The following is a 24,886-nucleotide window of genomic DNA, read 5'->3' as shown; positions in this document are numbered from 1 at the left end:
CGCACCATGACTGACACTGTGAAGAGGCCCGCCATGACCGTTCCCACGGCCGTGGCGGGTGCTCCCGTGCCCGCCGCCCCGACAGGACAGGAGTCACGCCGCCGCTTTGGACCGCTCCTGGTGGCTGGCTTCGGGATTGTTATCCTGGCTGTCTTCTCGTTGATCCACCTCACCCAGGGAACGGCCGACGTCGGCCCTCTCCAGTTGCTGGGGCTGGTCACAGGCAGTGGGTCGGACCAAGACACCGCAGTGTTGGTCGCCTCGCGCATTCCGCGACTTTTCGCTGGCCTTTTGGTCGGCGTCGCTTTGGGGGTGGCCGGTGCAGCACTGCAGTCGGCCACCCGCAACGTCCTGGCTTCTCCCGATACCCTTGCAGTCAATGCCGGCGCGCACTTCGCCATCGTGGCCATCGCTGCGTTTGGGCTGACTCTCCCGTCGCTGCTTTCAGGCGGTGTTGCCTTCATCGGCGGCCTCGCCGCGGCGATCCTGGTACTGGCGTTGTCCGGCGGGGGAGCCAACGGCAACGGCGGCCCCATCCGGCTGGTCCTGGCGGGCACTGCCCTTGCCTTGGGCCTGCATTCCGCCACCAGTGCACTGCTGCTGTTGTTCAGCCAGGAAACCACCGGTCTTTATGCCTGGGGCCAGGGGAGCCTGGCGCAATCGCGTACCGATGAGTTGGCCCAGTTCACGCCGGTAATCCTTCTGGCCATCGCCGGCCTGCTTCTTTTGGCCCGCCGGATGGACCTGCTCGGATTGGGCGACGACGCCTCCCGGCTGGCCGGTGCGGATCCGCGCCTGGCCCGGGTTGGCGCCGTCGTGCTTGCAGTTGTCCTGTCTGCGGCTGCGGTAACGATCGCCGGTCCGATTGGTTTCGTGGGCCTCTGCGCCCCTGCGATCGTACGGCTCCTGGCCTCCCGCCTCCGTGGCCTGGGCAGGCACAGGGCGTTGCTTCCCATTTCCGGGCTGGCCGGTGCAGTCGTGGTTATCGGCGCTGACGTCCTGGTTCGTGGGTTGTTCGGTGCACAGGCCGGTGTGGAGGTGCCGACCGGTGCGGTAACCACGGTTTTTGGTGCTGCTTTCCTGGTGATCCTGGCCATGAGGATGTCCGATTCCGGACTGAGCGTTGCCGGAGACACATTGGCGCGGCTTCGTTCGCGGCGGTTCTTCCTGGCTGTGCTGATAAGCCTATTGGTCCTGCTGACCGGCCTCCTGGTGGCCGGGGCCTTGCTGGGTGATGCGAAACTATTGCTCGGCGACCTCATCAATTGGCTCACTGGCCAGTCCGGAAACCGTGTCAGTGCCGTGCTGGGAACCCGTATGCCGCGCGTCGTGGCTGCGGTCCTTGCCGGGGCCGCCTTGGCGCTGGCCGGCGCATTGATCCAGGCGGTATCCCGGAATTCCCTCGCCGAGCCCGGCATTCTTGGCGTATCCGGCGGTGGCGGGCTCGCAGCAATCATCGTCATCACCACTGTCCCGACGGCCAGTTCGTGGGTGGTCACCGGCTCCGCACTCGGGGGAGCCGCGCTGTCCGCGCTGCTGGTCTTCGGGCTGGCATTCCGAGGCGGGCTTCAACAGAACCGATTGGTGCTGATTGGCATCGGCGTCTCCGCGGGATTGGCCGCGATGATCACTGTCCTGTTGGTGAGTACGGACCCGTTCAACCAGACCAAGGCGCTGACGTGGTTGTCAGGTTCCACCTATGGCCGCAACTTTGCCTCCGTCCTGCCGCCTCTCCTTGCGCTGCTGGTTTCGCTGCCCCTGCTGGCCGGTATGAGGCGCGACCTGGATCTGATAGCGGTGGACGACGATTCGCCCCGGGTGCTCGGCATCGGACTCTCCGGTTCGCGACTGCTCCTGCTTTCCGTGGCTGTCCTGCTCACGGCGGGTGCTGTCTCGTCCGTGGGCGTGATTGCCTTCGTCGGATTGGTGGCACCACATGCGGCCCGGACCTTGGTGGGAGCACGGCACTCGCGCGTTCTGCCTGTGGCAGCACTTATTGGCGCCTGCACCGTGATGTTCGCAGACATGATCGGCAGGACCGTCATCGCGCCGGCCCAGATCCCTGCCGGCATCATGACCGCCCTGGTGGGCGCACCTTACTTCGTGTTCCTGCTGTGGCGCTCCAGGGTTGACCGGACGTTCTGAGTCACCGGATGCACCCCCTGCCGGCACTGGCCACCAGCACATAGGATCGACTGTATGGCCGGATCCGTGGATGTTCTTGGCCCCATCCTGGAAATGATGACATGGGTGGGGTTTGTGCCGGGCGTGCCTCTCTTGATCAGCGCCTGGATCCTTTCCAAGCGCCGGTGCGCTTGGGGGACCGCCAACGCCGAACAGTTCGCTGCCGGAGGATTTCTGGGAGTGCAATGGCTGGATCAGTCGAACGAGGAACAAAAAGTCCTGCTGGACATCCCTGCCCACGACGGGAGCGCCTATTCGGGATCCGTAGTGGTTCATTACGACCTCTGCCATCCCTCCCGATGCTCGCTCCGGCCACCCCATCACGATCACACCGTCTTGATTCTGGGCTGGATACTCACCGGGGTTGGCATAATAAGCACCCTCGGGGGGTTCGTCCTTCTCCTCCTCTAGGGTGGACCTCTTGAATGCCTGATCACTCCGGGGCTAGCATTTCCGCGCAGGGTCAACACGCACGGTCAAACCGAGGAGACTGCGATGAGTGATACGAAGGCAACCCTGATGGTGGACTTGATCATCTCCCTGGATGGATATGCATCCGCCGAGGGGTGGCCCGGCTGGTGGGGGCTGGAAGGGCCCGAATACCTTGCGTGGCTTGAGGAGGAGGGCAAGAAGGACTTCACTACCCTCATGGGCGCCAACACCTATCGGGTGATGTCGAGTATGTCGGAGGAGGCTTCTGAAGACAATTCGGGGTTTTCGGAGGAAGAAGGGGCCAGCTTGACGGGGTTGGCTGCCATGCCCAAGATCATCTTTTCCTCCACGCTGAAGGAACCCTTGGTGTGGCCCAACTCGGAGTTGATTTCCGGCGACGCGGTGGAAGCGGTGCGGGAACTGAAACGGACTCGGTCGGGTACCTTCAGTACGCTGGGCAGCTTGAGCCTTTGTCGTTCTTTGCTGGCAGCCGGACTGGTGGACAGGTATCGGCTGGTTGTCTTTCCCGTGATCACCGGGAAGACCGGACGTGAGCGAATCTACGACGGATACCCGGATGTCGCGCTGGACATGGTGGACAGCCGGACCTTCGACGGGCGGACCCAATTGCTCGAGTACGTTCCCCGGGTCATCGATGGTCCACTGACCAGAGATTGACAGGCTGTTCCCGGGTACCAGCTAAGCGCTTTGCCTGGCGAAGAGCGGCTCCAGGCTTTCCGCGTAGTGCGTCATCGTTTCCGAGAATGTCAACAGTCGTCGGCCATTCAGGGTGGCGGTGGCTGTTCCCTGGAGCCCTGCTCCCTGTAGCCCTGCATGGTCAGCCAGGCTGAGAAGAGGTTCAGCAGTTCTCCCGTCGGAGGTCAGGACGGCTATTCCCCAGGAGTCGCTGGGCTCACTGACCGAGATGCCGGCTTGGTCAAAGGTGTCACGGAGGACGTACCTCGTGACAGTACGCCAGGATTGGAGAAACGGCGGCTGCAGTTGTTCAATCAGGTCTTCGTCCTTGGCTGCGTAGGCCTGCAGAAGGCCGGCGGCGAGTCCGTCCCATTCCTTGGCGTCGCGAACCATAAGGTGCGCAGCCCGGATACGGGCGATCGTTTCATTCAACGTCATGGCAGTCCCCAAACTTCCCGTCGCTTCGCCCGCCCCCAAGAGGCAGGCCTGACCGCCGTCGGCATGTCACTATCAAGGAGAACGGACAACGCTCCGGCATGATTCCCTGGAAACGTGTGTTTCTGGTTTTTGGCCTGCTTCCGACATTCCTTGTCCGCCTAGTAAATCAGTAGGCTTACTAATAGGCTGACCGTTTGGGGAAAGTCCCCGGTGGAAAGAGAAGCGAGGCGAGGCATGACTGAAGAGCAGGGAATCAGCAAGGTCGTGGACATTATCAATGACGCCAAAATTGGCATGTTGACCACGGTCAACGAAGCCGGCGCCCTGGTCAGCCGGCCGCTGGCCGTTCAGGACGTCAAGGACGACGGCGATATGTGGTTCTTTACGGGCCTTGGAACCTCGCAGGTTGCGCACGTACGTCAAGATCCCCGGGTCAACGTTTCCTTCGGCAAGAACACCGAGTGGGTCTCCGTCGCTGGAACTGCGGAGGTTGTCACTGACCGGCAAAAGATCCATGAGATGTGGAACCCGGTTGTGGAGGCATGGTATCCGGATGGGCCGGAGACTCCGGAAGTATGCCTCCTGCGCGTTGACTCTGAATCGGCCGAATACTGGACCAGCCCGGGCGGAACAGCTGCGACGGTACTTCAATGGATTAAGTCCAAGGTCACCCATTCCCGATTCAGCGTGGGCGAAAGCGGCACAGTGGAACTATGACCCGCCATGGTTGATGCCGAGCGGTTTCGGCTTCTCCTTGAGGAGGAGCGTGATCGCAAACTCGAACTGCTGAAGGCCCTGCAAAGCGACATCAGTTCGGTAAGCCTTGCCCGACAGGACTCCAATGTGGATGACGAACACGATCCCGAGGGCAGCACCATAGCATTCGAACTCTCGCAGGCGTCCGCACTCATGGATCAGAGCCGCGTTGGCCTGGATCAGATCAACGCAGCTCTGGAGCGGATAGCCTCGGGCAGTTACGGGCTGTGCGAAATCTGTGCAGTAGCTATTCCGGAGGGCCGGCTTGAGGCCCGGCCGTGGACGCCATTCTGCGTCAAGCACGCATCGGGAAAAAGCCGAAACAGCGTTTGGATGAAGCCCGGTTAGCTGGACATGCCTGGCGTGACAGGCACAAATTCGATGCCTTGCTGGACCTTCTTCTTGGGCCCTCGGCTGAATCCTTTGGCATCCAGGTGATTCCCTGCGCGGTAGGACGCCAGCGCTTCATCGTAAATTTCGTTGAGTCGCCGCCCAGTGAAGACTTCATGGGTTCCATCGGCAAATACGATGGCTACGGAAACGGTGGCGGGAAAATGCCTGCTCATCCGGATAAAGCCTTGGGGGTCCTGCTGGAGGGAGATCACGAGCCAACCGCGCTTTCAGTAGTGGTTGGTCCCAGTCTTGCGTACTTGGGCCGTATTCGCAGCGATGGGGCATTTACAAGCGTTCGACGCAGGGCCACAATTGCGCCCATGTCGATCCTCAACGTACCGTCTGAAGCTGAGGCTACAGGCTTGACGGCCGAAATCTACGAAGCCGATATCCGTTCCATGGGCTATGTTCCCAGCCACACCAAAGCCATGAGCCTGAACCCGGAAGCTCACGCCATCTGGGAGTCCTTGACCCGGGCCATCAGTTCGTCATTGGGCCTCCGGCGCTACGAGTTGGTGACCCTCGCCGCAGCCCAGGCTATTGGTTCCTCCCACTGCCGGTTGGCTCACGGCAAGAAGTCGCTCACCATCATCGACGAGGACCACTTGTGTGCCATTGCCCGTGATTACCGGGATGCAGGGCTGCCTCCTGAGGAGGTGGCCATGATGGATTACGCCGTGAAGCTAAGCACCGATGCGGCCGGAATGAACGACGACGACGCGCAGCGACTTCGCGACGCAGGCTTCAGTGACCGCGAAATAGCGGACATCACGCTTGCTGCCGCTGCGAGGAACTACTTCAGCCGTGCGCTGCTCGCATTGGCAGTTGAGCTCGACGTTCCTCAGGGTGTCAGTCCCCAGCTGCAGGATGCGCTGCTGGCGCCATTGCCGGCCCTTGGCAACTAGCCGCCGTCTGGCCGTCCGCCCTCACACCGAAGACCGTGCTCACGCCAATGGTTCCGTGTCCGTTCGGGTTTCGGCGGTGCTGGCCCGATCGGCCGGCGCACCCTGTTTCCGGCTGGCCAGCAGGAACGGCACTGCGATGAACTCGATGACACCCGCCATGGCCAAGGATGCGGAATAGCCGTAGAGATCAGCTCCCCGGCCGAGGAGCGGTTGGATGACCACGCCGCCGCTGGAGCCCATCAGCGAATCGAAGCTCAGGACAGTGGCTCGCTGCTTCGATGGAATCATGTCGTTCACATACGCCTGTCGGACCGGCGTCGCTGCCGAACCCACAACGCCCCAGAGTGCCAGCAGGGCCAGTGCCACCCAGAAGATTTGGGTGACGCCAAGGACCAGGAGGATCACGCCGCCCACCAACCCGCCAAGAATCAACACCGACGTGCGCTTGTGGAACAGCTGCCGGGCGTGCGGGGCAACCCAGCCTCCCAGGATTTGCGAGCCTGCGACTATTGCCGCGGCCAGGCCCGCGATGGAATACGCCTTGGGGTCGCCGAAGAGATCAAGCAAATACGGCTGCAGCGCGTAGAAGACATAGATTCCGACGCCGGCGCTGAAGGGGGCGGCCAGCATCACGTAGCGCACGGGCGGGTTTTTCAAGCCGTTGTCGATCGACGCCGAAAGCACTGCGCGCGTAGCGCGCAGAGGGTGCGTCGAACGCTCAGGAGTGAAGCCGACGTCGTGCATGAGCCCAAAGGCGACAGCAAACATGGCCAACAGAACCAGAACGCGAAGGAGGAATGGCACCCCAAGATTGGTGGCTTGGGCAATGACCCCACCGGCCACAGAGCCCAGCAGCATGGCTACGCCCTGCACCATCTGACCGCGGCCGAGCACTGATTCCAGCCCACCCTCGTAGCCCGAGAACCGCAAGGCATCCACCAGCCAAGCCTCCACGGCGCCGGAGAAGAACGTGAAACCGAGGCCCAGCAGCACCGACACGACGGCCCACATCCAAAACGGGGCCGAAATCTGCCAGAGCACAAAGTAGAGGTACGTGGATGCGGCCAGGGTTACCGTGCCCAGGAGGAAGGAAACCCTGCGGCCCCAGCCATCGGCGATGACTCCAGTGGGGACCTCGAAGAGAACCATGCCGGCGGTGAAGAAGGCATTGGCGGCGAACGCCTCGAGGTTGCTCAGCCCGGCATCCAACAGGAACAGCGTATTGATGCCCCAGATGAAGGAGGCCGCAATGGTATTGCCCAGCGTCAAGGTGAGATAGACGCGCTGGATCTTTCGGGCGGCGTCATTCATGGTGTCGCCGCCCCCGCCGGTGCGAGGAGGGACCACCACCCCATTCTCGTCCCGATCCCAGTCCTTCGCCAGAGTGGCCGGGCACGAAAAGGCCTGTTTCCCGGGTGGGGAAACAGGCCTGTCCGCAGTTTCAGAAAATGATCAATGCCAGAGGCCCAGGGCGAACTCCGCGATCACCGTTGAGAGGATGAATGAAGCGGTGATGGCCACCAGGCCGACTGGAATGATCTTCCAACCGATGTTCCGCAGCAACGGGATGTCCTTGCCGAGTGAAAGACCCGCGAGGGTCAGCATCACCGTGGCAATGGAGAGGAAATCCACGGTCTTGACCGCTTCGTTCAGCACGCCGGCGCCGAAGAACCAGGGGCTCGAAATGTAGGCGCCAATGGTAGTGATGAAGACGATGGCCGAGATCTTTCTGGTGATCTTGGCGAGCAACAGGCTGACGAGCACCAAAGCCAGCATGATGCCGTAGCCGGCCAGGATGGACAGGCTCAGGCCCTTGGCGGCCACGGCTGCAGTGCCAACTCCCAACACCGTCAATACGGACAGGGATAGCCACAATGGCAATTTCATGGCGGCTGATGACTTTGCGACTTCTTCCCGGAAGCGGCGGTTCTCTTCAGCCTGGACTTCGTCCTGCGCAAGCTCTGCTTCGGTCCGGACCTGCGGCGCCGTGCCGGCAGTAACCTTCTGCGCTTCTTTGTTCCGGGTCAGCACCTTGTAGAACTTGTCAGCCACGGGGAGGGCAATGTAGATGCCCACGTAAACGCCCAGAATGGTGGTGATGAGGTTGGAGACAGCGGCCATGCCGAGAATGGCTTCCTGGTCAGCCGGGTACGCGGCGATGATGCTTGCTGCCGAGGCGGCCATCATGGATCCCGAACCGACGCCTGCGCCCATGGCGAGGGCCAGTGGATCGAAGATCTTCCAGTTGGCCACCAGTGAAGTCAGCAGCGTGATGAAAATGGCGCCGAACAGGGTTCCGAAGACGTACATGGCAAGGACGCCGCGGTATTGGTCGGAATCAGGACCGTATTTCTCCGAAACCATGGCGAACGAAGGTTCGCGGTCCAGGGAGAAGGTTGCGCCGACAGTCGCCTTGCCCATGCGCAACAGCACGGCAAGCGGAAGCGCCAGGACAATGGTGCCCAGCAAATGGCCCACTTCCTGAAGGAGAAGTGCCGGGCCCGCCTTGATGAGGCTGGGAAGGCTCGGGCCGATGTTGAAGGCCAGCCTGGCCACGAGGAGCAAAACTGCCACTCCCACCAGGGCGGCCGCCACCCGCTGAAGGTCCAGGCCAAGAGGCTTGAATTTCTGGATGGAGACGAGCAATCCGAGGATCAAGCCCCAAACCATCGGGAAGATGATGATCGCGCCAATGCCAAGATCAATCTTGGCCTGGCCGATGAACTGAACCGCAAGGGCGATGACAAAGGCCAGCGCGGCGATGGGAAGCGTAAGCCTGGGGCCGGCTTTATCCGTCCGCGCGGTTTCGGTGCTGGTGCTCATGATGTTGCTTCCTGGATCAGGGCTTCGGGGCGGTAGGCCGCTTGGACGAAGCGTTCTCTCTGCTGGGGATTGGTTGCGGCGCCCGCCACTGTCCATGCCAGCGCTGTGGCTGCCTCGAACATCACGGCGTACGCCTGGGGAGTGTTCGCAAGGGCCGCGAAGCCATGCGAGTGGATGGGGACATTTGCTCCGGGAATGCTGAGCCACGGATGCAGGGATGGGATGACCTGGGAGATGTTGCCCATGTCTGTGGAGCCGCCTCCCATGCCTGCTGCGGGTGAGGTGTCCTTGCCGAACGAGTCCATGGCTGCCGTCCAATGGCGGGCAAGGTCCCCGTCCTGGATCAGCGGTTCGTACAGGGGCTCGGCTGCCGTTATTTCTAGGGTGGTTCCGGTGGCTAGGGCCGCCCCTTCAAAGCAACGCTTGACTCGCTCAAGCAACGCCTCATACTCGGGGAGCGTGAAGGCGCGGCATTCGAACGGCACCACGGCGTGATCGGGAATGATGTTGGTAACGTGACCGGCCTCAGCCACATAGCAAGCTACACGGTGATCGCCAGGTATCTGCTGCCGCAGCAAGCCAATTGCCACTTGGCTGAGCACCGCCGCGTCCCCCGCGTTCACGCCCATATGAGGGGCGGCCGCAGCGTGGGCGGCCTTGCCGGTGAAGACTGCCTCGTATCTGCCCACGGCCTGGGCGGTGGTTCCGGCGGGGTTGTAGGTGATACCGTCCTGAACCGGGTGGACCATCAGTGCCAGGCCAACGCCGTCGAAGGCGCCGCGTTCCAGCATCAATACTTTCCCGCCACCATGCTCCTCCGCCGGTGTGCCAATGGCCTTTAAGGTGATGCCGAGCTGGTCGACGTGGGGGAGCAAGGCCAACGCTGCCGCCACTGAGGCCCCCGCTATCAGGTTGTGTCCGCACGCATGGCCTACGGAGGGCAGGGCATCGTATTCGATGCACAGAGCCACTACCAGTTCACCTGTTCCGGCGGTTGCCGTGAATGCGGTGGGGAGGCCTGCCGTTCCTTTGGTGACTTCGAAGCCACCCTCGGCCAACAAGGAGGTTATGGCCTCGGCAGCCTGGACTTCTTCGAAGGAGATCTCGGGGTTGGCGTGCAGGCTCTCTGAGAGTTTCTGCACCCTGGGCTTCCAGGTCGCGACGCCGCCTTCCAGGGCCACGCGCAGATGGTCGGCAGATGCTGTGGTGTTGGTGATTTCCATGATCATTCCTGCTAGTAGGACAGGGACGGGAAAGGAGATCCGGCCGCCCGTGTGGGAACCCAGACCGCCTTTGTTTGTGTGTACTCGTCCAGGACGCCCGGACCTGAGGAGCGGCCGTGGCCTGAATCGCCAAAGCCACCGAACGGGACGGCTACGTGGATCGTCTTGTAGGAGTTGATCCAGAACGTCCCGGCCTTGACTTCGCGGGCGATGTGGTGCGCCCGCGAAATGTCGGAAGTCCACACGGCGCCCGCCAGGCCGAAGTTGGTGTTGTTCGCCCGTGCTATGGCTTCCGCCTCCGTATCAAACGCATCTGCACCTACAACCGGGCCAAAGACCTCTGTGGTTTCCAACCGGTTGGCAGGGGTGACGCCATCCAACAAGGTGGGCATCACCCAGTGGCCGCCGGCAAGGCCGGAGCCTGTCAGCGCCTCCGGCAGGGCCGCGCCCGTAACCCGGCGACCGCCGTCGTTCATTCCGGCTTCGATCAGGGAGGTAACGGTGGCGAACTGCGGAGCCGTGATGATCGGACCCACCTCGGTATCGGAGTCCAGCGGGTCTCCGACGCGGAGCCGGGCAGCCCGGTCGGCAACCAATTCGACAAACCTGGCGTGGACGCTTCGTTCCACCAGCAGGCGGGAGCCCGCGACGCAGGACTGGCCGGCACCGGAGAAGATGGCGGAGATGGCGCCATCGGCGGCCCTCTCCAGGTCGGCGTCGGCGAAGACGATGTTGGCGCTCTTACCGCCAAGTTCCAGGAGTGCCGGGATGCCGGCCTCAGCAGCAGCCACGGCAACCCGACGTCCGGTAGGCACGGAACCAATGAAACTGATCTTGCCGACACGCCGGTCGGTGGTAAGGGTTGCGCCAACGGTCTGACCCAATCCGGTAGCTACGTTGAAGACGCCGTCCGGGAGCCCGGCGTCGTGAGCCAACTGAGCCAGTCGCACCGTGGTGGCGGGCGTGAATTCGCTGGGCTTGATGATCACCGCATTGCCGGCAGCCAGGGGTGCAGCAGAGTTCCACCCGGCGGTGAAAAGGGGCGCATTCCAGGGCGTGATGGCGACGACGACGCCCCATGGGACACGTTCGGTGTAGGTATGCCACGGGCCGGGAACGGGTATGGTCTGACCAGTCAATTTGTCTGCCCAGCCTGCGTAGTAGCCGAACATTTCCGCGACTTTGGCCGCTTCGACGCGGGCATCGCGGATGGGCTTGCCTGTGGTGGACGATTCCAGGATCGCCAGTTCTTCCGTATGTGCTTCGACCACCCTGCTGACGTTACGGAGGATGGCAGCGCGCTCGAAGCCATTGAACTTTCCCCAGGCCGCTGCGCCGCGGACGGAGCTTTCAAGGATGGCGTTGGCCCCTTCTGTGCCGGGATCGGCGTATCCTGCGAAAGGAACGCCTGTGGCTGCGGACGTGAGGGTGATGGTGCTCCCGGAGCCCGGGACCACCTTTCCGTCCACGAAGGCGCCGAGACCGCGGGGGAAAGCCGAGTCCAGGACTGTCCGGGCGGTCTCCGCCGAAGATGTTGTTGGGGCTGTGGTGATGCTCAAGGTCGTGTCCTTTTCTTACGGGTGCGTGGTTACGCGGCCGGGGACTTGTCCGGGGCGGACGTCTTGTCTGTGGTGGAAGTCGGATCCGGGGCGGACGTCTTGTCCGGGGCGCCGGCCGGTGTCACGTCAGGGGCCACCGTTCTGGCGATTTCCGTGAAGTCCGCCGCCGGTCCAAGGACGGCCAGTGCGTCCTGCCATTGACTGGCCGCTGCGGCCAGCAGTTCCGGATGCTGGCCCATTTGCCGGGCAACGTCGATGGCCAGCGCGGCGTCCCGGGCCATGAGGCCCAGGGAGAACCCGGAATTATGCGTTCCGGACAAAACCCAGTTGGGGTACATGGCGTCTGAGACCTTGCTGCCGCCGGAGGCACTGCTGATACTGGCAGCGGCAACGGCCGGATCGATGCCGTAGGCCTTGGCCACCCCGAGGGCTTCCCCCACGGACACCAGGTTTGCCGCGGCCAGGACGTTGTTCAGCAGCTTGACCACGTTGCCGCTTCCCGGGCCACCGATGTGCGCATACTTGCCGCCCGTCAACGCTTCCAGGACGGGTTCGGCCGCCGTCAACGCGCTGTCGGTTGCTCCGACGAACGCACTCAGGCTGCCGGTTGCAGCGCCGTCCCGTCCGCCGGAAACCGGGGCGTCGACGAATGCTGCGTCATGGGAGGCCGCCAGTTCTGCCATGGATTTGCTGGTGCCGGGCTCAGACGTGGTGGTGTCGATGATAGCGATGGTCCCGGGTGCGGCGAGGAGCGTCGGAACTGTGGCCTCGACGACGCTCGCGGAAGGCAGGGACAGGACCGCATAAGGGGTTCCTGCCAATTCCTTCAGGTCGGCCGTAGTGGAGATGCCGGTCAGTGCAGCGGCATCACGTGCGGCCTCCGAAGGATCGAAACCAGTGACGGTCCAGCCCGCACGGTGCAAAGTGGAAGCCATGGCACCGCCCATGGACCCGAGGCCAATGACGGCGACGCGACGAATATTGCTCATGAAGTACTCCTGGTGGGGCATTGAAGGGTTCTTTTCTTGAGGGCATCCATGTGTGGAACCTGGCCGACGTCAGTCCAGGTAGATGTCCAGGTCTTTCCACAATTGCTGGGTGCGCCGGATGGCAGCGCGGCTGCGTTCCGGGTGGGCGGCTTCCATTCCGGCCAGTAATCCATAGACCATCGAATTTGCGGCGGTAACTGACTGGAAGAAGGAGATGCCTTCCGATGCGACGATCAGCAAGTGGTCCGCGGCTGCAGCGAGGCGGCCCCGGCGCATGTCGCTGATGGCGACCACTGTTGCACCGGATTGTTTGGCGGCTTCGGCGGTGACGATGATCTGTTGGACCGATCGCCACATGTTGACCACCACCAGGACGTCGCCGGGCCCGAGCGTGTTCGCAGCGGACGCAAGGTGGACGCCGCCGCGATTTTCCAAGGTAATGGGATAGCCCATGGTTGAGCCGAGGTGTGCCATGACGCTCGCTGGCCCAGCGAAAGAGCCAATGCCGATGGTGGTGATCGACTTCGCTGAGGCGAGGGCGGCGATGGCCGCCTCGACATCGTCTGCGGTGTTGGAATCGAGCGTCAGGCGCAGGTTCTCGATGTCGTGGTTCAGGGCGTCGTGGAGGGGACTGCGGTGCTCACCGTGTTCGATCAGGGTGTCTTCGGTAGAGATCATCACCAGGTAGCGTGAGCGCAGTTCGCGCTGCAGGTCCGGCCAGCCACGGTAGCCGAGTCGTTGGGCGGTGCGGACTACGGTGGAGTTGTTTACGTCCGACCGTTGGGCGATTTCCGCGATGTCCGCGTATGACGACAGCTGTGGATTGCGGGTAATGACTTCCACGACGCGCGCCTGCGACTTGGACAGTGCAACGTCCGGCAGGGCATCCCCGAGCCATGCGTGATCCGCGGATTCCCTGGCCACGGGGGAGGCGTCGGCTATGTCCTCGCTGATCTTCACTGGTTCTCCTTGTAACGAACATCACTCTGCAAACTGCATTGCAATAAAGATACTCTGCAATTTCGTTTGCTTCTAGTGGTTTGCGTTACAGGGATGTAAAAACTTCAGCAGTGGACAACGCTGGCAGTTAAACAGCAACTGCCGGCGGGCCACTAAGGCCCGCCGGCAGTCTCCTTATGTTTAGGCCTGGACGAGTCCTGCCGTCGGGTGGGTCGCCAGCAGGGGCCCGAAGAACGAGCCGAGTTCCGCCGTCGCATGCAGCGGCAGCACGTTCGCCACGTACTGGTCAGGGCGGACCACCACGACTGCGCCGTCGCGGCTGATTCCTCGCAAGTCGAAGATGTCCGCGTCCGGGTCGGTGCCGAAAGCCTTCTCAAGATATGTGAGCTTGAACGGTCCAACTGTGGGCTTGAACGCCGCGGGAACGGCGTTGATGTCCACGTCCGTGTGGTTTTGCTGGTAGACCACCTTCACATCGAACCAGGCGTCGCTGTCAGCGCCCGACGGCGTGGCGGCCAGCGGCGAGTCCGGCGAGTTCGCGATCCACTCGGCAAAGTCGGCGACAGGTCCTGCCGCACCGGCCTTGGCGGCGTCGGCGAAGACGTAAATGCGCCAACGACCATCGGCCTTGGCGTGATGGCCAAGGTGCATGGGGTTGGTGTCGCAGACCCGCAGGACCGGTGCGGACTTAAAACGCTTGCCCACCGGGAAGCCGGTTGCGAGCTCCTGGTGCTGTGGCGCTGCGACCAGCATGGAGGGCGCGTATTGCGTCATGAATCCTGCCGGGAACTCGGCCGTGCTGGTGTAGAACGTCTCCAGCTCCGCTGGGTCTTCAAACTCCTCCGGCTTCTTGGCCATCAGCGTAGACCACTGCTTGTCGAAGTCGATGAGGTTCTTCGCAACAACCTGGCGCTCGGCGGAATACGTATCAAGCAGGCTTTCCGGGCTGCGGCCCTCAAGGACATGGCCAAGCTTCCAGCCGATATTGAAGCCATCCTGCATGGAAACATTCATGCCCTGTCCGGCCTTCGCGCTATGGGTGTGGCACGCGTCGCCGGTAATGAACACCCTCGGCGTGCGCGTACCGCGCTCCACCGGAAGAACGTCGTCGAACCTGTCGGTGAGACGGTGGCCTACCTCGTACACGCTGTGCCACGCAACGTTGCGTACGTCCAAGGTGTACGGGTGCAGGATGTCGTTGGCTTTCTGGATAATCTGCTCGATGGTTGTTTTCCGCACTGCGCCGTGATCGTCAGCGGCGACTTCGCCCAGGTCCACGTACATGCGGAAGAGGTGTCCGCCTTCTCGGGGAATCAAAAGGATGCTGCCCCCGGATCCGGACTGGATGGCGCACTTGGTGCGGATATCCGGGAAATCGGTCACGGCGAGGACGTCCATGACGCCCCAGGCATGGTTCGCCTGGTCGCCCGCGAGGTGGCAGCCGATCGACTCGCGGACCGTGCTGCGCGCGCCATCCGCGCCGACCACGTATTTGGCGCGGATGACGCGCTCCTGGCCTTCGTTGGGGCCGGACGTGTGGGCGAGGGTCACGTTGACGGGGTATTCGCCTTCACCTGTGACCTCAAGGCCACGGAACTCGTAACCGTAGTCCGGCGTCATTCGTGTGGGGGAGTTGGCCATGAATTCGGCGAAGTAGTCCAGTACCCGCGCCTGGTTCACGATCAGGTGCGGGAATTCGCTGATTCCGGCGGGGTCGTCCACGGCGCGGGCGGCGCGGACGATGCGGGAGTGATCGGCCGGGTCCGGCTTCCAGAAGGCCATCTCCGTGATGCGGTAGGCCTCCGCAATGATGCGCTCGGCGAACCCAAAGGCCTGGAATGTCTCGACGCTGCGGGCCTGGATACCATCGGCTTGGCCGATGGCTAGCCTGCCTGGGCGTCGCTCAACGATGCGCGTGGTCACGCCGGGGAACTGGGAGAGTTGCGCCGCGGTCAGCATGCCGGCGGGACCGCTGCCCACGATGAGGACATCCACTTCGCCGGGAAGCTCGGTTGGGCGGTTGATTCCGACGCCGGCTGCCGGCTCGACTCGCGGGTCACCGGATACATAACCGTGGTGGTGGAACTGCACGGGCTTTCCTCACTTCTTTGTGGGCTGACTGTCGCCAATTGTTCGATAATAGAACAGGCTGTTCTATTATCGCTCTCAACATCGTAATGCGGCTCACATTGGTGATCAAGTCTTTACGCTGCCTGATGCCATCCTGGCCCGCGAATTTCCGTGTGATTCCTGCCGAACGGACCGCTGGCATGTCAGGATCAGGTATGCCCCGATTGATGCTGCTGGATACTGCTTCCCTGTATTTCCGTGCCTTCTACGGCATCCCTGATTCGATACGCCGCCCCGACGGAACTCCGGTGAACGCCGTCCGGGGATTGATGGACATGATCGCCCGCCTCACCACGGACTACGAAGCGACACATGTCGTCGCCTGCTGGGACAACGATTGGCGGCCGCAATGGCGCGTGGATCTGATCCCCAGCTACAAGTCGCACAGGGTGGCGGAGATCGTTCCGGACGGTCCCGACGTCGAGGTGGTCCCGGACCCGCTGGAAGCCCAAATTCCCATGATCCGGCACGTGCTGCATCTCGCCGGGATAGCCGTGGTGGGTGTCGATGAGCACGAGGCCGACGACGTCGTTGGCACCTACGCGAGCCAGGCGCAGTTCCCTACGGACGTGGTCACCGGAGACCGCGACCTTTTCCAGCTCGTGGATGACGACCGTGCGGTCCGGGTTATCTACACCGCCCGCGGCATGAGGAACCTGGAGCTCGTCACCGATGTGGTGGTAGTGGGCAAATACCGGGTCCTGCCCCAGCAGTATGCTGATTTCGCCACCCTGCGCGGCGATGCTTCTGACGGCCTGCCGGGCGTGGCCGGGATCGGCGAAAAAACGGCGGCCTCTTTGCTCGGCACGCACGGCTCACTGGAAGGCTTGCTTGAGGCGGCAGAGGACCCCGACGGCGGGTTGTCCGCTTCCACACGCGCCAAACTGTCGGCCGCAGCCGATTACCTTAAGGTGGCACCCGCCGTCGTGAACGTTGTGCGCGACCTCAAAGTCCCCACTCTGGAAGACGTGGGAGCTGAACTGCGTCCCGTCACTGGCGCAGCGCGGGACGAACTTGAACAGTTGGCTACGGACTGGAACCTGGGTGGAGCGGTCAAGCGGCTGCTGGACGCTTTGGACCGGATTCGCTGATTCGGCTGGACCGTGAGGAGAGTCCTTCACAGCTTCCGGTTCACTTTCACAGCCGAATGACAGGTTCAGGACAGCGTGGGCTGGGGTTGTCCTCTCATCGTGTTAAGAGGACGGCACTACTGCCCGTCCCTCAGACACCAGCCGTACCAACGGCTCATTGAGGAGAGGTACATGTCCAAAACAAAGAGAATTACGCTGGGAGTGGCGGCCGGAGCCCTGGCACTGGGCGCAGGACTCGGTGTAACCAGCATGGCAACCGCGGCCACTACACCATCGCCCAGCGCCACATCCTCTGCGGATGCGACCACGCCGTCGGACCGCGGTGGAAAGCCCGGCGGGCACGGACACGGACGTGACGGTGGGCAAATTGCGGCGCAGCTGGCCAGCAAGTTGGGTGTCGACGAGGCCAAGGTCACCGACGCCTTGAAGGCCTTCCGTGAGGCGAACAAGCCCACTACGCCACCTGCCGAAGGAACGGAAGGCACCAAACCGGACCGCACGGCGCAGGACGCGGCACTGGCTAAGTCACTGGCCGCAGCCTTGGGTGTGGACGAGGCTAAGGTCACTACGGCCTTGGAGGAAATCCGTGCCGAAGGCCAGGCGGAGCGTGCTGCTGCGTTGAAGACCAGGCTGGACAAGGCAGTCACCGACGGCAAGCTCACGCAAGCTGAGGCTGATGCCGTGTCCAAGGCTGTCGAGGCCGGGGTCATCGGCGGAGGCGGCCGCTGAAACTGACAACTCCGCCGGCAACAGGATCCCCCGGATAACTCCGGGGGATCCTTTGCCGTCCTTTGACACCTGCTGGTCACCGGGGACGGAATTCGTCTACGACCGGGCACTCGAAGGGTTCTCCCGCGAAGAAGCCGACGTCATCCAGATACCTCACCACCATCACGTAGGAGGCCGCCAGACTGGTTTCGGTATAGGGAATCCCTAACTCATCACAGCATTCCTTGACGATCCCGGCCGCGCGATGAAGGTAGGGACGAGGCATGTCCGGGAAGAGATGGTGTTCGATCTGACGGTTCAGCCCACCCATCAGCGTGTCCATGAACCGTCCCCCTGAGATGTTCCGGGCCGTGAGTACTTGGCGGTTGAGGAAGTCCGCTCTGCTGGACGTGGGCAGGATGGTCATGCCTTTATGGTTCGGGGCGAAGGACGCACCCATGTAGAAACCGAAGACGCCCAGCTGGACGCCGAGGAAGGCGAAGGCCATGCCTAACGGCAGCATGGAAAACACCAGGATGGGCACAGCCAGCAAGCGCAGCAGGATGACGGGGATCTCCACCCAGCGGTGATCAACTTTTCGTTGGTGCAGCAGGTACTTCAACGAATCAATGTGCAGACTCACACCGAGGAAGAACAACAGGGGAAACAACAGCCACCCCTGCCTGCGCGTGACCTGCACCATGATGCCCCGCCGGGTGCTGGCTGCTTGAGGATGAAACGCGATGGCGCCGGTATGGATGTCCGGGTCCTTATCGATCACATTGGGAAAGTTGTGGTGACGCGTGTGCTTCTGTGCCCACATCGAGTAACTGATGCCCACCAATCCGGTACCAACCAGCCGGGCGGACCACTCATTCATTCCCTTGGACTTGAAAACCTGACGGTGGGCAGCTTCATGGGCCAGGAACGCGAACTGGGTCAGGACCACGCCCATTCCCGCCGCAATGAGGAGCTGGAACCAGGTGTCCCGAAGCAACAGGAAGCCGCTCCAGGTTCCGGCCCAAGCCACCATGAGGATCACAAACACCGCGATGTAGAAGCCCCTGCGGCGCTTCAGCAATCCAGCGTTGCGTACGGACTTCAGGAGCACGGCGTAACTGTTGACGGTCCGGGTGGCACCCTGGTCCGGCAAAGATTCATCGGACGAACGATCTGGTGCCATGGTGCCTCGAACCACTTGCTGGCGGACTCAACACAATCGTTTCCCGCCGTCCCTCCAGACTACGCCGATGACGTGTCCAGAGAGCCAGGAAAATTGTTTTGGACCCGTTGTCGATTTGCCCTCGCGCTGTTCGACCTATGGATGAGAAGGTCGAAGGGCGACTTTCCACTTACACAGGAGATTGAGTCAGATGGCTAAATACATGTTGATCATGAGGGCAGACGACGCTTCGTACGCCAAGTTCGAGAACATCGACTTCAACGAGATCCTTGACGCCATGGGTCAATTCAACGACGAACTGATCCGCGCCGGTGTCCTCCTGGCGGCGGAGGGCCTGGAGGATCCTAAAGAGGGTGTCGTGGTCGACTTCACCGGTGAAACCCCCGTTGTCACGGATGGCCCCTACGGCGAAACCAAGGAGCTCTTTGGCGGCTACTACATCCTGGACGTCGCGTCCAAGCAGGAAGCCATCGAGTGGGCCAAGCGGGCACCCATGACGGAAGGGACCAAGACCGAAATCCGTCGCGTCGCCAGCATTGACGAGTTCCCGCAAGACAACAAATGGATCCAAAAGGAACGTGCATGGCGCGAGCAGACCGGCCAACTCTAAAGCCGGTCTCAGGAACTGCAGTCAGGAGCACCTGAGGTGGGCAGCAACGAGGCAAGGGCCGCCGTCGACGCGGTGTGGCGTAGTGAATCCGCACGCATCGTCGGCGCCCTTGCGCGCTATTCGGGCGATTTCACTTTTGCCGAAGACCTCGCCCAGGAAGCGGTCGCGGAAGCATTGGTGTCTTGGTCTGTCAATGGCGTACCCGCAGAACCGGCAGGATGGCTCCTGACTGTCGGGCGGCGTCGGGCGATCGATTCCTTCCGGCGGCGTTCTGCCCGGGAGGAAAAGTACGCACTGCTTGCCAGCGATCTCTCCGAGGAGGAACCGGGTGTGGACACGCTGTTCAACCCAGACTCGATCGACGACGACGTACTCGCCTTGATGTTTATCTCTTGCCATCCGGTGTTGTCCAAGGAATCGAGGATCGCTTTGACGCTCCGCGTGGTGGGCGGCATGGGCACGGAGGAGATTGCCAAGGCGTTCTTTGTGCCCGTACCAACCATCCAAGCCCGCATCACCCGCGCCAAAAAAACCTTGGCGGCGGCGCACATTCCGTTTGCGGTGCCGGAGGCAGGCGAAATACCCGAGCGGCTTGGCTCCGTGCTGCAGGTGGTCTATCTGATTTTCACTGAGGGCTCCTTCGCCACCACCGGTGACTCGTGGATGCGGACGGAATTGGCCAGTGAAGCACGACGACTGGCACGTGTGCTGGTTCGACTGGCACCGGAGCCCGAGGTATTTGGCGTGCTTGCGCTCATGGAACTGACTGCTGCCCGCTTTCCTGCAAGGCTCGACTCAGCCGGAAAGCCGGTCCTTCTGGAAGACCAGGACCGACGTCGTTGGGACCAGTCCGCGATTCGTCGAGGCAGGGCGGCGCTTTCGACGGCGGTCGGCGCCGGCCGCGGTCTGGGCGCCTATGGATTGCAGGCGTCGATTGCTGAATGCCACGCGGTGGCTCGAACCGCAGCGGACACGGATTGGCAACGGATTGTGATCTTGTACGAAGCCCTGGGACGTTTGGCCCCATCTCCGGTCATTGAATTGAATCGCGCCGTTGCGGTAGCCATGGCTTCGGGGCCGGCAGCCGGGCTGCAGTTGGTGGAAGCCCTGGCGAACCGTGGGGATCTGGACGGGTCTCATCTGGTCCCAACCGTTCGAGGCGAACTTCTCACCAGGCTCGGCCGCTTCGGGGAAGCACAGGGAGCCTTGGCGGAGGCATTGGCCATCTGCTCCAACGCTGCCGAACGAACAGCACTGGAACGCAAGATCGCTGACTTGGCGGGCAAATAGCCTCGGGTCCCATCCATTTGATGGGGGCACCAATTCAAGTCACACCAAAGCCCTCCAGCGACGGACTTCGATGCTGCACACACCGTTCCCGGGACGTGTTTATGTTCTGTGGGGTGTGTGGTGGTGGTTGCGTCGGGGTGTTTGGTTTGGGTCGATGTGGGGTGGGGGGATGAACCAGGGGGCCCCGGTTGTCATGTCGATGGTCCATTGTTCTTTGTGGATGAGGTGGTGGTGGTGGCTGCAGAGCAGGGTGCCGTTTTCTGTTCCGGTGGTGCCGCCTTGGGACCAGTAGGTGGTGTGGTGGGCTTCGCACCAGGGTGGGGGCATGGTGCAGTCGGGGAAGGTGCAGCCTTGGTCGCGGGCGGTGATGGCTTTGCGGATGTGGGGTGGGAAGATCCGGGTGGTGCGGCCGATGTCCAGGACGCGGGAGTCGCTGCCGAGCAGGACGGGGATGATGTCGGCGTCGCAGGCTATTTTGCGGATGGTGGTGGGGTGGATCGGGCCGGTGAAGGTCGCTGTGCCTGTCCCTGTTCCGGTGTGACGGTGCTGTTTGTTGTTGTGGAGTTGTTCGAGGAGCTCGCGGTAGCTGATGGTGACGGTGAGTTGGGGTGGGAGTCCGCCGTTGGAGGGTAGTTTCTCTGTGCGCATGGCGAGGGCGCAGGCGCCGACGAGGCCGTTGAGGCGTTTCTGGGGGTGGGTGCGGCGGTCCAGGTCCGGGCCGGCAGTCCCGGTTGCGGTGTTCGCTTCGTGCTGGTCGGTGGTGAGTCTGGGGTTGGTGGCGGTGTTCATGGCGGTGGTGAGGGTTTCGATTTGTTCGTCGGTGGCGAAGATTTCGAGGTGGTGGAGTCCGTGGCGGCGTCGGCGGCGGAGGAACGCGCCTTGGAATTGGTGGAGGACTTCTTCGGAGGGTTCGGGGCCGTCTTGGTCGATCCTGTCGGCCCAGCGTTTGGCCATTTTGGTGACGAAGTCCGGGTCGGTTTCGATGGCGGTGGTGGTTAGGGCGTGTTCCATCCGGGTGATGGTGTCTTCGTCGGTGAGGTTCCGGACCTTGTCCAGGGCGGTGCTGATGATGGTCGCGGACCGGGACGACACCAAAGCGGCCTCAACCGCTGCGGCGAGGACTTCGCGGCGGGCCGGGATTTCCTGCCCGGTCATCCCGGTTTGGGGGAGGACATCCGGTGCCAGGGCGAGCCTGCGCCGGGCTTCCCCGATGCCGATCCGCAACCGCGCCCGGAGGAACTCTGCCGCGTTCCGGTACCCGTCATCCAAAACACTGGCCTTGGACCCGGCCCCCTTCACGGACAGTGCTGCGCCAATCGTGGAAAGTGCTGCGTTAGTGGAGCGTGCTTCACCAACGGAAACTGGTGCCTCCGGATCCGTTGCGCCCGTGACTTGGTCAGTCCAGCCGGTCCGCCATTCCGGCGCTGCTGCCGAGGACCCCGGCCTCGTCTGTTGTGCTTCGTTCCGGGTCCGTTCCACCGCGTGGGCTGCGACGACCTGTAAGTACTCCATCGATCGGGAAATCTCCTCGACCCTGCCGGCAAAATCAGCAGCCTCAACAAACCCAAACAGAGAAGCCTCATGGGCAGCGGACAAGCGTGCGGAGTCCAGAAGTGCAGCGCTGTCGATAAGAAGCGCCATCAGGTCCATCCCGCCGGCGGCATTGGGATCAGGACGCTGGGTGTCGAAACGTTGGATCGGCTGAGCCGACTTTGCGCCCTGGCCGGTCTGACGATTCCGCTGTTGGTTCAGGATCGATCCTGCACTTAGGGGCGAAGCGTCGGCCGGGGCGGAGCCCATGGACCCGGTGCCCGTGGACGCGGTGTCAGTGCGCCCGGCGCCCGTGGCCTCTGAAGTCGGGGCGAACTGGGCCTTTCCGTTGACCACCTCAGCGTCGTTGAGCAGCCCAGCACCGTGGACGTGGCCGATCCAGGTGACGGGCGCCGTCGAATCCTTAAACCCGTCCTTAACCAAGTCCGGCATACTCAAGAAGCGTCGTGACCGGACAGCGGCCAGGGCAGCCACAGCAGGGGACGATTCCGCCCTGAGTGCTGTTAACTGCCCTGTATCTTCCATAAAAACATCATGTCAGGGGGGTCCGACATTATTAGGGTGCCCGGCTACCGGGTGACCTGCTCCCGCAAAATATCTGCGTGCCCGCAGTGCTGCGCGAGTTCCCGCAGCATGTGCAGGTACACCCAGCGGAGGGGGAGTGGGCCGCGGCGGTTCCCGAGCACAAGGTCGTCGAGGCCCAAGTGGGCAGCCGCCTGCCTGGAGGCCTCGCACGCCTCGACATGGGCTCGTTGAATGCTGGCAACAGTGTCGTCGTCGTCCAGGATGAACGACTCATCCGGGGTCGCGGGTATGCCGATCTCCGCCCGGGACCTACGCGAGATCGCTTCGTCGAACCACACCTTTTCCACGAAGGTGGCGTGTTTCACCAGGCCCAGGAGCGTGGTGCGGGAGGCGACCAGCCGCCGTCGTGCTTGTTCTTCAGTGAGTCCATCCAGGCATTCGTTGAGGGCCCTGCGGTGCTCGTCCAGGAACGTATCGAACTGGGCCCGGGCGTCGTGGTTGATGACGTCCTCAGTGAAGGTGTGCGGGAGCGCGCTCATCCGAAAACCACCGTGCCGTCGTCGTTGATTCCCCAGCCGGGGTTGTGGGCGATCTCCCAAACGATGCCGTTGGGGTCCTTGACATGGCCGTGGAAGATACCGCCAAACGCGCCTGCCTGCGCCGGCTTCAAAACCGTGGCGCCCGCTGCCACCAAGGCATCGATGGTGCTGGCGACTTCCGTCGGGCTGCCGACGTTGTGCGAGAGCGTCACGCCGCTGACTCCTGCCGTCGGAGCAGCGGAGCCGAGGTCCTGGTCGAACTTTTCGGCGTCGAACAGGCCGAGCATCAGTCCCGGCGCGATCTGGAAGAAGAGGATTTCGCCAGGGACGTCCATGGCAGGATCCCAGCCGAGCCCGTCCTTATAGAAGGCGCGCGCGGCGTCCAGGTCCGGCGTGGCAAAGGTGAGGAAGTGCAGTTGCTGGTCCATAGGGGAAGCCTAGCGGGAGCGGACGACGGCGGCACTCGCCCGGGCGGGTCGGGGCAGCAGCCGCGGACGGAGCCACTCAACATCACGAAGTAGCCAACTTGGCCGGTGCTGTTGAGCCCCGGTCCAAGCCGGTGGGAGGATGGAGCAGTGGAACCCCTCTTCGACTTCCTTGGCAGTTACTGGTGGCTCATTTTCCCAATCGGCGGGATGGCTGGTGGCTGGGCAAGGTCATGGTCCAAGGCCAGCGAGGAACGACACCGCCGCAAGGTGGAGTTGCTGAAGTTGAAGAACCAGTTGGCTGTGCACGAGGAGGCCAACCAGACCGAGGTAGTCTCGCTGATTGCCGCGCACGATTCTGTGAACCACAGGTGGCTTGATTACGAGCTCGACGTCGGTAACCTCATTGATTTCCCCCTCATGACCGACGTGCGCGAACCGCTCACGGTCGCCTTCTTGCGCGCCAAGAAAGAGGCCGACGGCTTACGGCCAGCTACGCCTGAAGAAATCTCGACGCCGGCCCGGCTGGCTGAGTATCGGGCGGCCGTCCATAGTTACGAACTCGCTTTCGATGTGGCCGAACGCGAAGCCAGGCGCATCAAGGACGGCAATTTCAGTGGCCCCGAGCGGCAACGGCTCGCGACTGCCAGGAAGCTGCTGCGCATCGCGGAAGACGCCGCAGCCACACCCGCCGAACGGCAGACGGCGTACAAACGTGCCCGCAAGGAACTCGACGGCCTGATCGTCCTGCCGGAAGCGACGGTGGCCGCATTGGAAAGCAAGATCGTCAGCATGTTGGATACCCGCAAGGACCCGGACCCGGACGTGCGGTTCGCTTGACGCCCGGTGGCGGGGCTTCCCGACCTTCTTTGGAGCCACGCGGAGCGATTGCAACCGAAATAGGGTGCATTCTGAGCTTTCGGGATCCAAAGTGGGTGGTGAAGGTACGGCAGTTAGGTCAACTCCACACCCATCACCGTCCGCACCAAGGGTTCGCCCAGATCGTCTTCAAGGTGCCGCATCCCAAGCCGTTCGGCAACCCGAAGCGAAGCCGCGTTGGCCGGGTGGATGATGGCGACGATACGGCCCACACCCACCACATCCCGGGCATATTCCAAGCACGCCAAAGCCGCTTCTGATGCGTACCCGCGGCCCTGGAGATCCAAGCGCACGTGGTAACCAACCTCGAGCTCGGATCGCCCGTTGACGTTCTGCCAGGTCAGTCCGCAGTCGCCCACGAATTCGCCGTCGTGCGTTTCGACAATCCACAACCCGTACCCGTGGCGGGCGTAGTTGTCCCGGTTCCACTCGATCCAGGCTGCTGCTTCGTCACGGGTTTTTGGTGCAGGGTAGTACGTCATCACCAGGGGATCACCAAGCATCGAGCTCATCACGTCGAGATCAGCAAGGGTCATCTCTCGGAAACGCAACCGGTCCGTGGGGTGGGGAAGCATTTCCGAAGCTTACCTGCAGCAG

At 62.6% G+C, this 24,886-nt stretch carries 25 protein-coding genes; 11 read left to right on the top strand and 14 right to left on the bottom strand.

Annotation, left to right across the window (positions count from 1 at the left end):
- Positions 1-6: 6 nt before the first annotated feature.
- The 3 genes from GVL04_RS01530 to GVL04_RS01520 all read left to right on the top strand — a co-directional run bounded on the left by GVL04_RS01530 (position 7) and on the right by GVL04_RS01520 (position 3,294).
- Positions 7-2,145, top strand: a complete 2,139-nt coding sequence (locus GVL04_RS01530; protein WP_159698480.1) for an iron ABC transporter permease — start codon at positions 7-9, stop codon at positions 2,143-2,145.
- 54 nt (positions 2,146-2,199) lie between these two features.
- A complete protein-coding gene (locus tag GVL04_RS01525) occupies positions 2,200-2,595 on the top strand; it encodes a hypothetical protein (RefSeq protein ID WP_159698477.1) in 396 nt (131 codons plus the stop codon).
- Between the two features lie 84 nt (positions 2,596-2,679).
- On the top strand, positions 2,680-3,294 hold the full coding sequence (locus tag GVL04_RS01520; protein WP_159698474.1) for a dihydrofolate reductase family protein: 615 nt from the start codon (positions 2,680-2,682) through the stop codon (positions 3,292-3,294).
- A 21-nt stretch (positions 3,295-3,315) separates the two neighbouring features.
- On the opposite strand, the gene GVL04_RS01515 is transcribed toward GVL04_RS01520, so the two are convergent.
- A complete protein-coding gene (locus GVL04_RS01515; protein ID WP_235036118.1) occupies positions 3,316-3,750 on the bottom strand; it encodes a hypothetical protein in 435 nt (144 codons plus the stop codon).
- A 234-nt stretch (positions 3,751-3,984) separates the two neighbouring features.
- On the opposite strand from GVL04_RS01515, the gene GVL04_RS01510 reads away from it, so the two are divergent.
- Both GVL04_RS01510 and GVL04_RS01505 read left to right on the top strand, forming a co-directional pair.
- Complete coding sequence (locus GVL04_RS01510) at positions 3,985-4,467, top strand: pyridoxamine 5'-phosphate oxidase family protein (RefSeq protein WP_159698471.1); 483 nt, start codon at positions 3,985-3,987, stop codon at positions 4,465-4,467.
- Between the two features lie 6 nt (positions 4,468-4,473).
- On the top strand, positions 4,474-4,854 hold the full coding sequence (locus GVL04_RS01505) for a TraR/DksA C4-type zinc finger protein (protein WP_159698468.1): 381 nt from the start codon (positions 4,474-4,476) through the stop codon (positions 4,852-4,854).
- Here the strand turns inward: GVL04_RS01505 and GVL04_RS01500 are convergent.
- A complete protein-coding gene (locus GVL04_RS01500; RefSeq protein ID WP_159698465.1) occupies positions 4,851-5,111 on the bottom strand; it encodes a hypothetical protein in 261 nt (86 codons plus the stop codon). The genes GVL04_RS01505 and GVL04_RS01500 overlap by 4 nt on opposite strands.
- 108 nt (positions 5,112-5,219) lie before the next feature.
- On the opposite strand from GVL04_RS01500, the gene GVL04_RS01495 reads away from it, so the two are divergent.
- Complete coding sequence (locus tag GVL04_RS01495; RefSeq protein ID WP_200846708.1) at positions 5,220-5,804, top strand: carboxymuconolactone decarboxylase family protein; 585 nt, start codon at positions 5,220-5,222, stop codon at positions 5,802-5,804.
- A 39-nt stretch (positions 5,805-5,843) separates the two neighbouring features.
- On the opposite strand, the gene GVL04_RS01490 is transcribed toward GVL04_RS01495, so the two are convergent.
- From GVL04_RS01490 to GVL04_RS01460, 7 genes are all read right to left on the bottom strand, one after another.
- Positions 5,844-7,115, bottom strand: a complete 1,272-nt coding sequence (locus tag GVL04_RS01490) for an MFS transporter (RefSeq protein WP_200846729.1) — start codon at positions 7,113-7,115, stop codon at positions 5,844-5,846.
- A 141-nt stretch (positions 7,116-7,256) separates the two neighbouring features.
- Complete coding sequence (locus tag GVL04_RS01485) at positions 7,257-8,627, bottom strand: DUF3100 domain-containing protein (protein ID WP_159698459.1); 1,371 nt, start codon at positions 8,625-8,627, stop codon at positions 7,257-7,259.
- Positions 8,624-9,850 carry an amidohydrolase gene (locus GVL04_RS01480; RefSeq protein ID WP_159698456.1) on the bottom strand — a complete coding sequence of 409 codons (1,227 nt, stop codon included), beginning with the start codon at positions 9,848-9,850 and terminating at the stop codon, positions 8,624-8,626. Before GVL04_RS01480 ends, GVL04_RS01485 begins: the two co-directional genes overlap by 4 nt.
- Positions 9,851-9,861: 11 nt before the next feature.
- Positions 9,862-11,409 (bottom strand): aldehyde dehydrogenase, encoded by a 1,548-nt coding sequence (locus GVL04_RS01475; RefSeq protein WP_159698453.1) that lies wholly within the window; start codon positions 11,407-11,409, stop codon positions 9,862-9,864.
- Between the two features lie 29 nt (positions 11,410-11,438).
- Entirely contained in the window at positions 11,439-12,398 is a 960-nt protein-coding gene (locus GVL04_RS01470; protein ID WP_159698450.1) for an NAD(P)-dependent oxidoreductase, read from the bottom strand.
- Positions 12,399-12,467: 69 nt separating this feature from the next.
- Positions 12,468-13,358, bottom strand: coding sequence for a MurR/RpiR family transcriptional regulator (locus GVL04_RS01465; protein ID WP_159698447.1), 891 nt, complete (start codon positions 13,356-13,358; stop codon positions 12,468-12,470).
- A gap of 180 nt (positions 13,359-13,538) precedes the next feature.
- Positions 13,539-15,449, bottom strand: coding sequence for an FAD-binding monooxygenase (locus tag GVL04_RS01460; RefSeq protein WP_159698444.1), 1,911 nt, complete (start codon positions 15,447-15,449; stop codon positions 13,539-13,541).
- Between the two features lie 194 nt (positions 15,450-15,643).
- On the opposite strand from GVL04_RS01460, the gene GVL04_RS01455 reads away from it, so the two are divergent.
- On the top strand, positions 15,644-16,579 hold the full coding sequence (locus GVL04_RS01455; RefSeq protein WP_235036117.1) for a 5'-3' exonuclease: 936 nt from the start codon (positions 15,644-15,646) through the stop codon (positions 16,577-16,579).
- 171 nt (positions 16,580-16,750) lie between these two features.
- On the top strand, positions 16,751-17,308 hold the full coding sequence (locus GVL04_RS01450) for a Clp protease N-terminal domain-containing protein (protein ID WP_159698438.1): 558 nt from the start codon (positions 16,751-16,753) through the stop codon (positions 17,306-17,308).
- A gap of 76 nt (positions 17,309-17,384) precedes the next feature.
- On the opposite strand, the gene GVL04_RS01445 is transcribed toward GVL04_RS01450, so the two are convergent.
- Positions 17,385-18,470 (bottom strand): acyl-CoA desaturase, encoded by a 1,086-nt coding sequence (locus GVL04_RS01445; protein ID WP_159698435.1) that lies wholly within the window; start codon positions 18,468-18,470, stop codon positions 17,385-17,387.
- Between the two features lie 190 nt (positions 18,471-18,660).
- On the opposite strand from GVL04_RS01445, the gene GVL04_RS01440 reads away from it, so the two are divergent.
- Together GVL04_RS01440 and GVL04_RS01435 are read left to right on the top strand one after the other, a co-directional pair.
- Entirely contained in the window at positions 18,661-19,080 is a 420-nt protein-coding gene (locus GVL04_RS01440) for a YciI family protein (protein WP_159698432.1), read from the top strand.
- A gap of 36 nt (positions 19,081-19,116) precedes the next feature.
- Positions 19,117-20,370 (top strand): RNA polymerase sigma factor, encoded by a 1,254-nt coding sequence (locus tag GVL04_RS01435; protein ID WP_159698429.1) that lies wholly within the window; start codon positions 19,117-19,119, stop codon positions 20,368-20,370.
- A 99-nt stretch (positions 20,371-20,469) separates the two neighbouring features.
- Here the strand turns inward: GVL04_RS01435 and GVL04_RS01430 are convergent, their stop codons facing one another.
- The 3 genes from GVL04_RS01430 to GVL04_RS01420 all read right to left on the bottom strand — a co-directional run bounded on the left by GVL04_RS01430 (position 20,470) and on the right by GVL04_RS01420 (position 23,413).
- Positions 20,470-22,353, bottom strand: a complete 1,884-nt coding sequence (locus tag GVL04_RS01430; RefSeq protein ID WP_235036116.1) for an HNH endonuclease signature motif containing protein — start codon at positions 22,351-22,353, stop codon at positions 20,470-20,472.
- 137 nt (positions 22,354-22,490) lie between these two features.
- Positions 22,491-22,985: a DinB family protein gene (locus tag GVL04_RS01425; protein ID WP_159698422.1), complete on the bottom strand. Its 495-nt coding sequence runs from the start codon at positions 22,983-22,985 to the stop codon at positions 22,491-22,493.
- Positions 22,982-23,413 (bottom strand): VOC family protein, encoded by a 432-nt coding sequence (locus tag GVL04_RS01420; RefSeq protein ID WP_159698419.1) that lies wholly within the window; start codon positions 23,411-23,413, stop codon positions 22,982-22,984. The genes GVL04_RS01425 and GVL04_RS01420 overlap by 4 nt, the downstream gene beginning before the upstream one ends.
- 147 nt (positions 23,414-23,560) lie before the next feature.
- Between GVL04_RS01420 and GVL04_RS01415 the strand changes: the two genes are divergently transcribed.
- Positions 23,561-24,250, top strand: coding sequence for a hypothetical protein (locus GVL04_RS01415; RefSeq protein ID WP_159698416.1), 690 nt, complete (start codon positions 23,561-23,563; stop codon positions 24,248-24,250).
- Positions 24,251-24,363: 113 nt separating this feature from the next.
- On the opposite strand, the gene GVL04_RS01410 is transcribed toward GVL04_RS01415, so the two are convergent.
- Positions 24,364-24,864 carry a GNAT family N-acetyltransferase gene (locus GVL04_RS01410; protein ID WP_159698413.1) on the bottom strand — a complete coding sequence of 167 codons (501 nt, stop codon included), beginning with the start codon at positions 24,862-24,864 and terminating at the stop codon, positions 24,364-24,366.
- Between the last annotated feature and the right edge of the window lie 22 nt (positions 24,865-24,886).

Source organism: Arthrobacter sp. 18067 (assembly GCF_902706295.1).
Lineage (GTDB): Bacteria > Actinomycetota > Actinomycetes > Actinomycetales > Micrococcaceae > Arthrobacter.
This window is presented reverse-complemented; position numbering and strand designations above follow the sequence as displayed.

Bases quoted from the DNA above. Each gene is read 5' to 3' on its own strand.
- GVL04_RS01530 (WP_159698480.1), top strand. From the start codon at position 7: ATGACTGACACTGTGAAGAGGCCCGCCATGACCGTTCCCACGGCCGTG.
- GVL04_RS01525 (WP_159698477.1), top strand. From the start codon at position 2,200: ATGGCCGGATCCGTGGATGTTCTTGGCCCCATCCTGGAAATGATGACA.
- GVL04_RS01520 (WP_159698474.1), top strand. From the start codon at position 2,680: ATGAGTGATACGAAGGCAACCCTGATGGTGGACTTGATCATCTCCCTG.
- GVL04_RS01515 (WP_235036118.1), bottom strand. From the start codon at position 3,750: ATGACGTTGAATGAAACGATCGCCCGTATCCGGGCTGCGCACCTTATG.
- GVL04_RS01510 (WP_159698471.1), top strand. From the start codon at position 3,985: ATGACTGAAGAGCAGGGAATCAGCAAGGTCGTGGACATTATCAATGAC.
- GVL04_RS01505 (WP_159698468.1), top strand. From the start codon at position 4,474: ATGGTTGATGCCGAGCGGTTTCGGCTTCTCCTTGAGGAGGAGCGTGAT.
- GVL04_RS01495 (WP_200846708.1), top strand. From the start codon at position 5,220: ATGTCGATCCTCAACGTACCGTCTGAAGCTGAGGCTACAGGCTTGACG.
- GVL04_RS01490 (WP_200846729.1), bottom strand. From the start codon at position 7,115: ATGAATGACGCCGCCCGAAAGATCCAGCGCGTCTATCTCACCTTGACG.
- GVL04_RS01485 (WP_159698459.1), bottom strand. From the start codon at position 8,627: ATGAGCACCAGCACCGAAACCGCGCGGACGGATAAAGCCGGCCCCAGG.
- GVL04_RS01480 (WP_159698456.1), bottom strand. From the start codon at position 9,850: ATGGAAATCACCAACACCACAGCATCTGCCGACCATCTGCGCGTGGCC.
- GVL04_RS01470 (WP_159698450.1), bottom strand. From the start codon at position 12,398: ATGAGCAATATTCGTCGCGTCGCCGTCATTGGCCTCGGGTCCATGGGC.
- GVL04_RS01455 (WP_235036117.1), top strand. From the start codon at position 15,644: ATGCCCCGATTGATGCTGCTGGATACTGCTTCCCTGTATTTCCGTGCC.
- GVL04_RS01450 (WP_159698438.1), top strand. From the start codon at position 16,751: ATGTCCAAAACAAAGAGAATTACGCTGGGAGTGGCGGCCGGAGCCCTG.
- GVL04_RS01445 (WP_159698435.1), bottom strand. From the start codon at position 18,470: ATGGCACCAGATCGTTCGTCCGATGAATCTTTGCCGGACCAGGGTGCC.
- GVL04_RS01440 (WP_159698432.1), top strand. From the start codon at position 18,661: ATGGCTAAATACATGTTGATCATGAGGGCAGACGACGCTTCGTACGCC.
- GVL04_RS01430 (WP_235036116.1), bottom strand. From the start codon at position 22,353: ATGCCGGACTTGGTTAAGGACGGGTTTAAGGATTCGACGGCGCCCGTC.
- GVL04_RS01425 (WP_159698422.1), bottom strand. From the start codon at position 22,985: ATGAGCGCGCTCCCGCACACCTTCACTGAGGACGTCATCAACCACGAC.
- GVL04_RS01420 (WP_159698419.1), bottom strand. From the start codon at position 23,413: ATGGACCAGCAACTGCACTTCCTCACCTTTGCCACGCCGGACCTGGAC.
- GVL04_RS01410 (WP_159698413.1), bottom strand. From the start codon at position 24,864: ATGCTTCCCCACCCCACGGACCGGTTGCGTTTCCGAGAGATGACCCTT.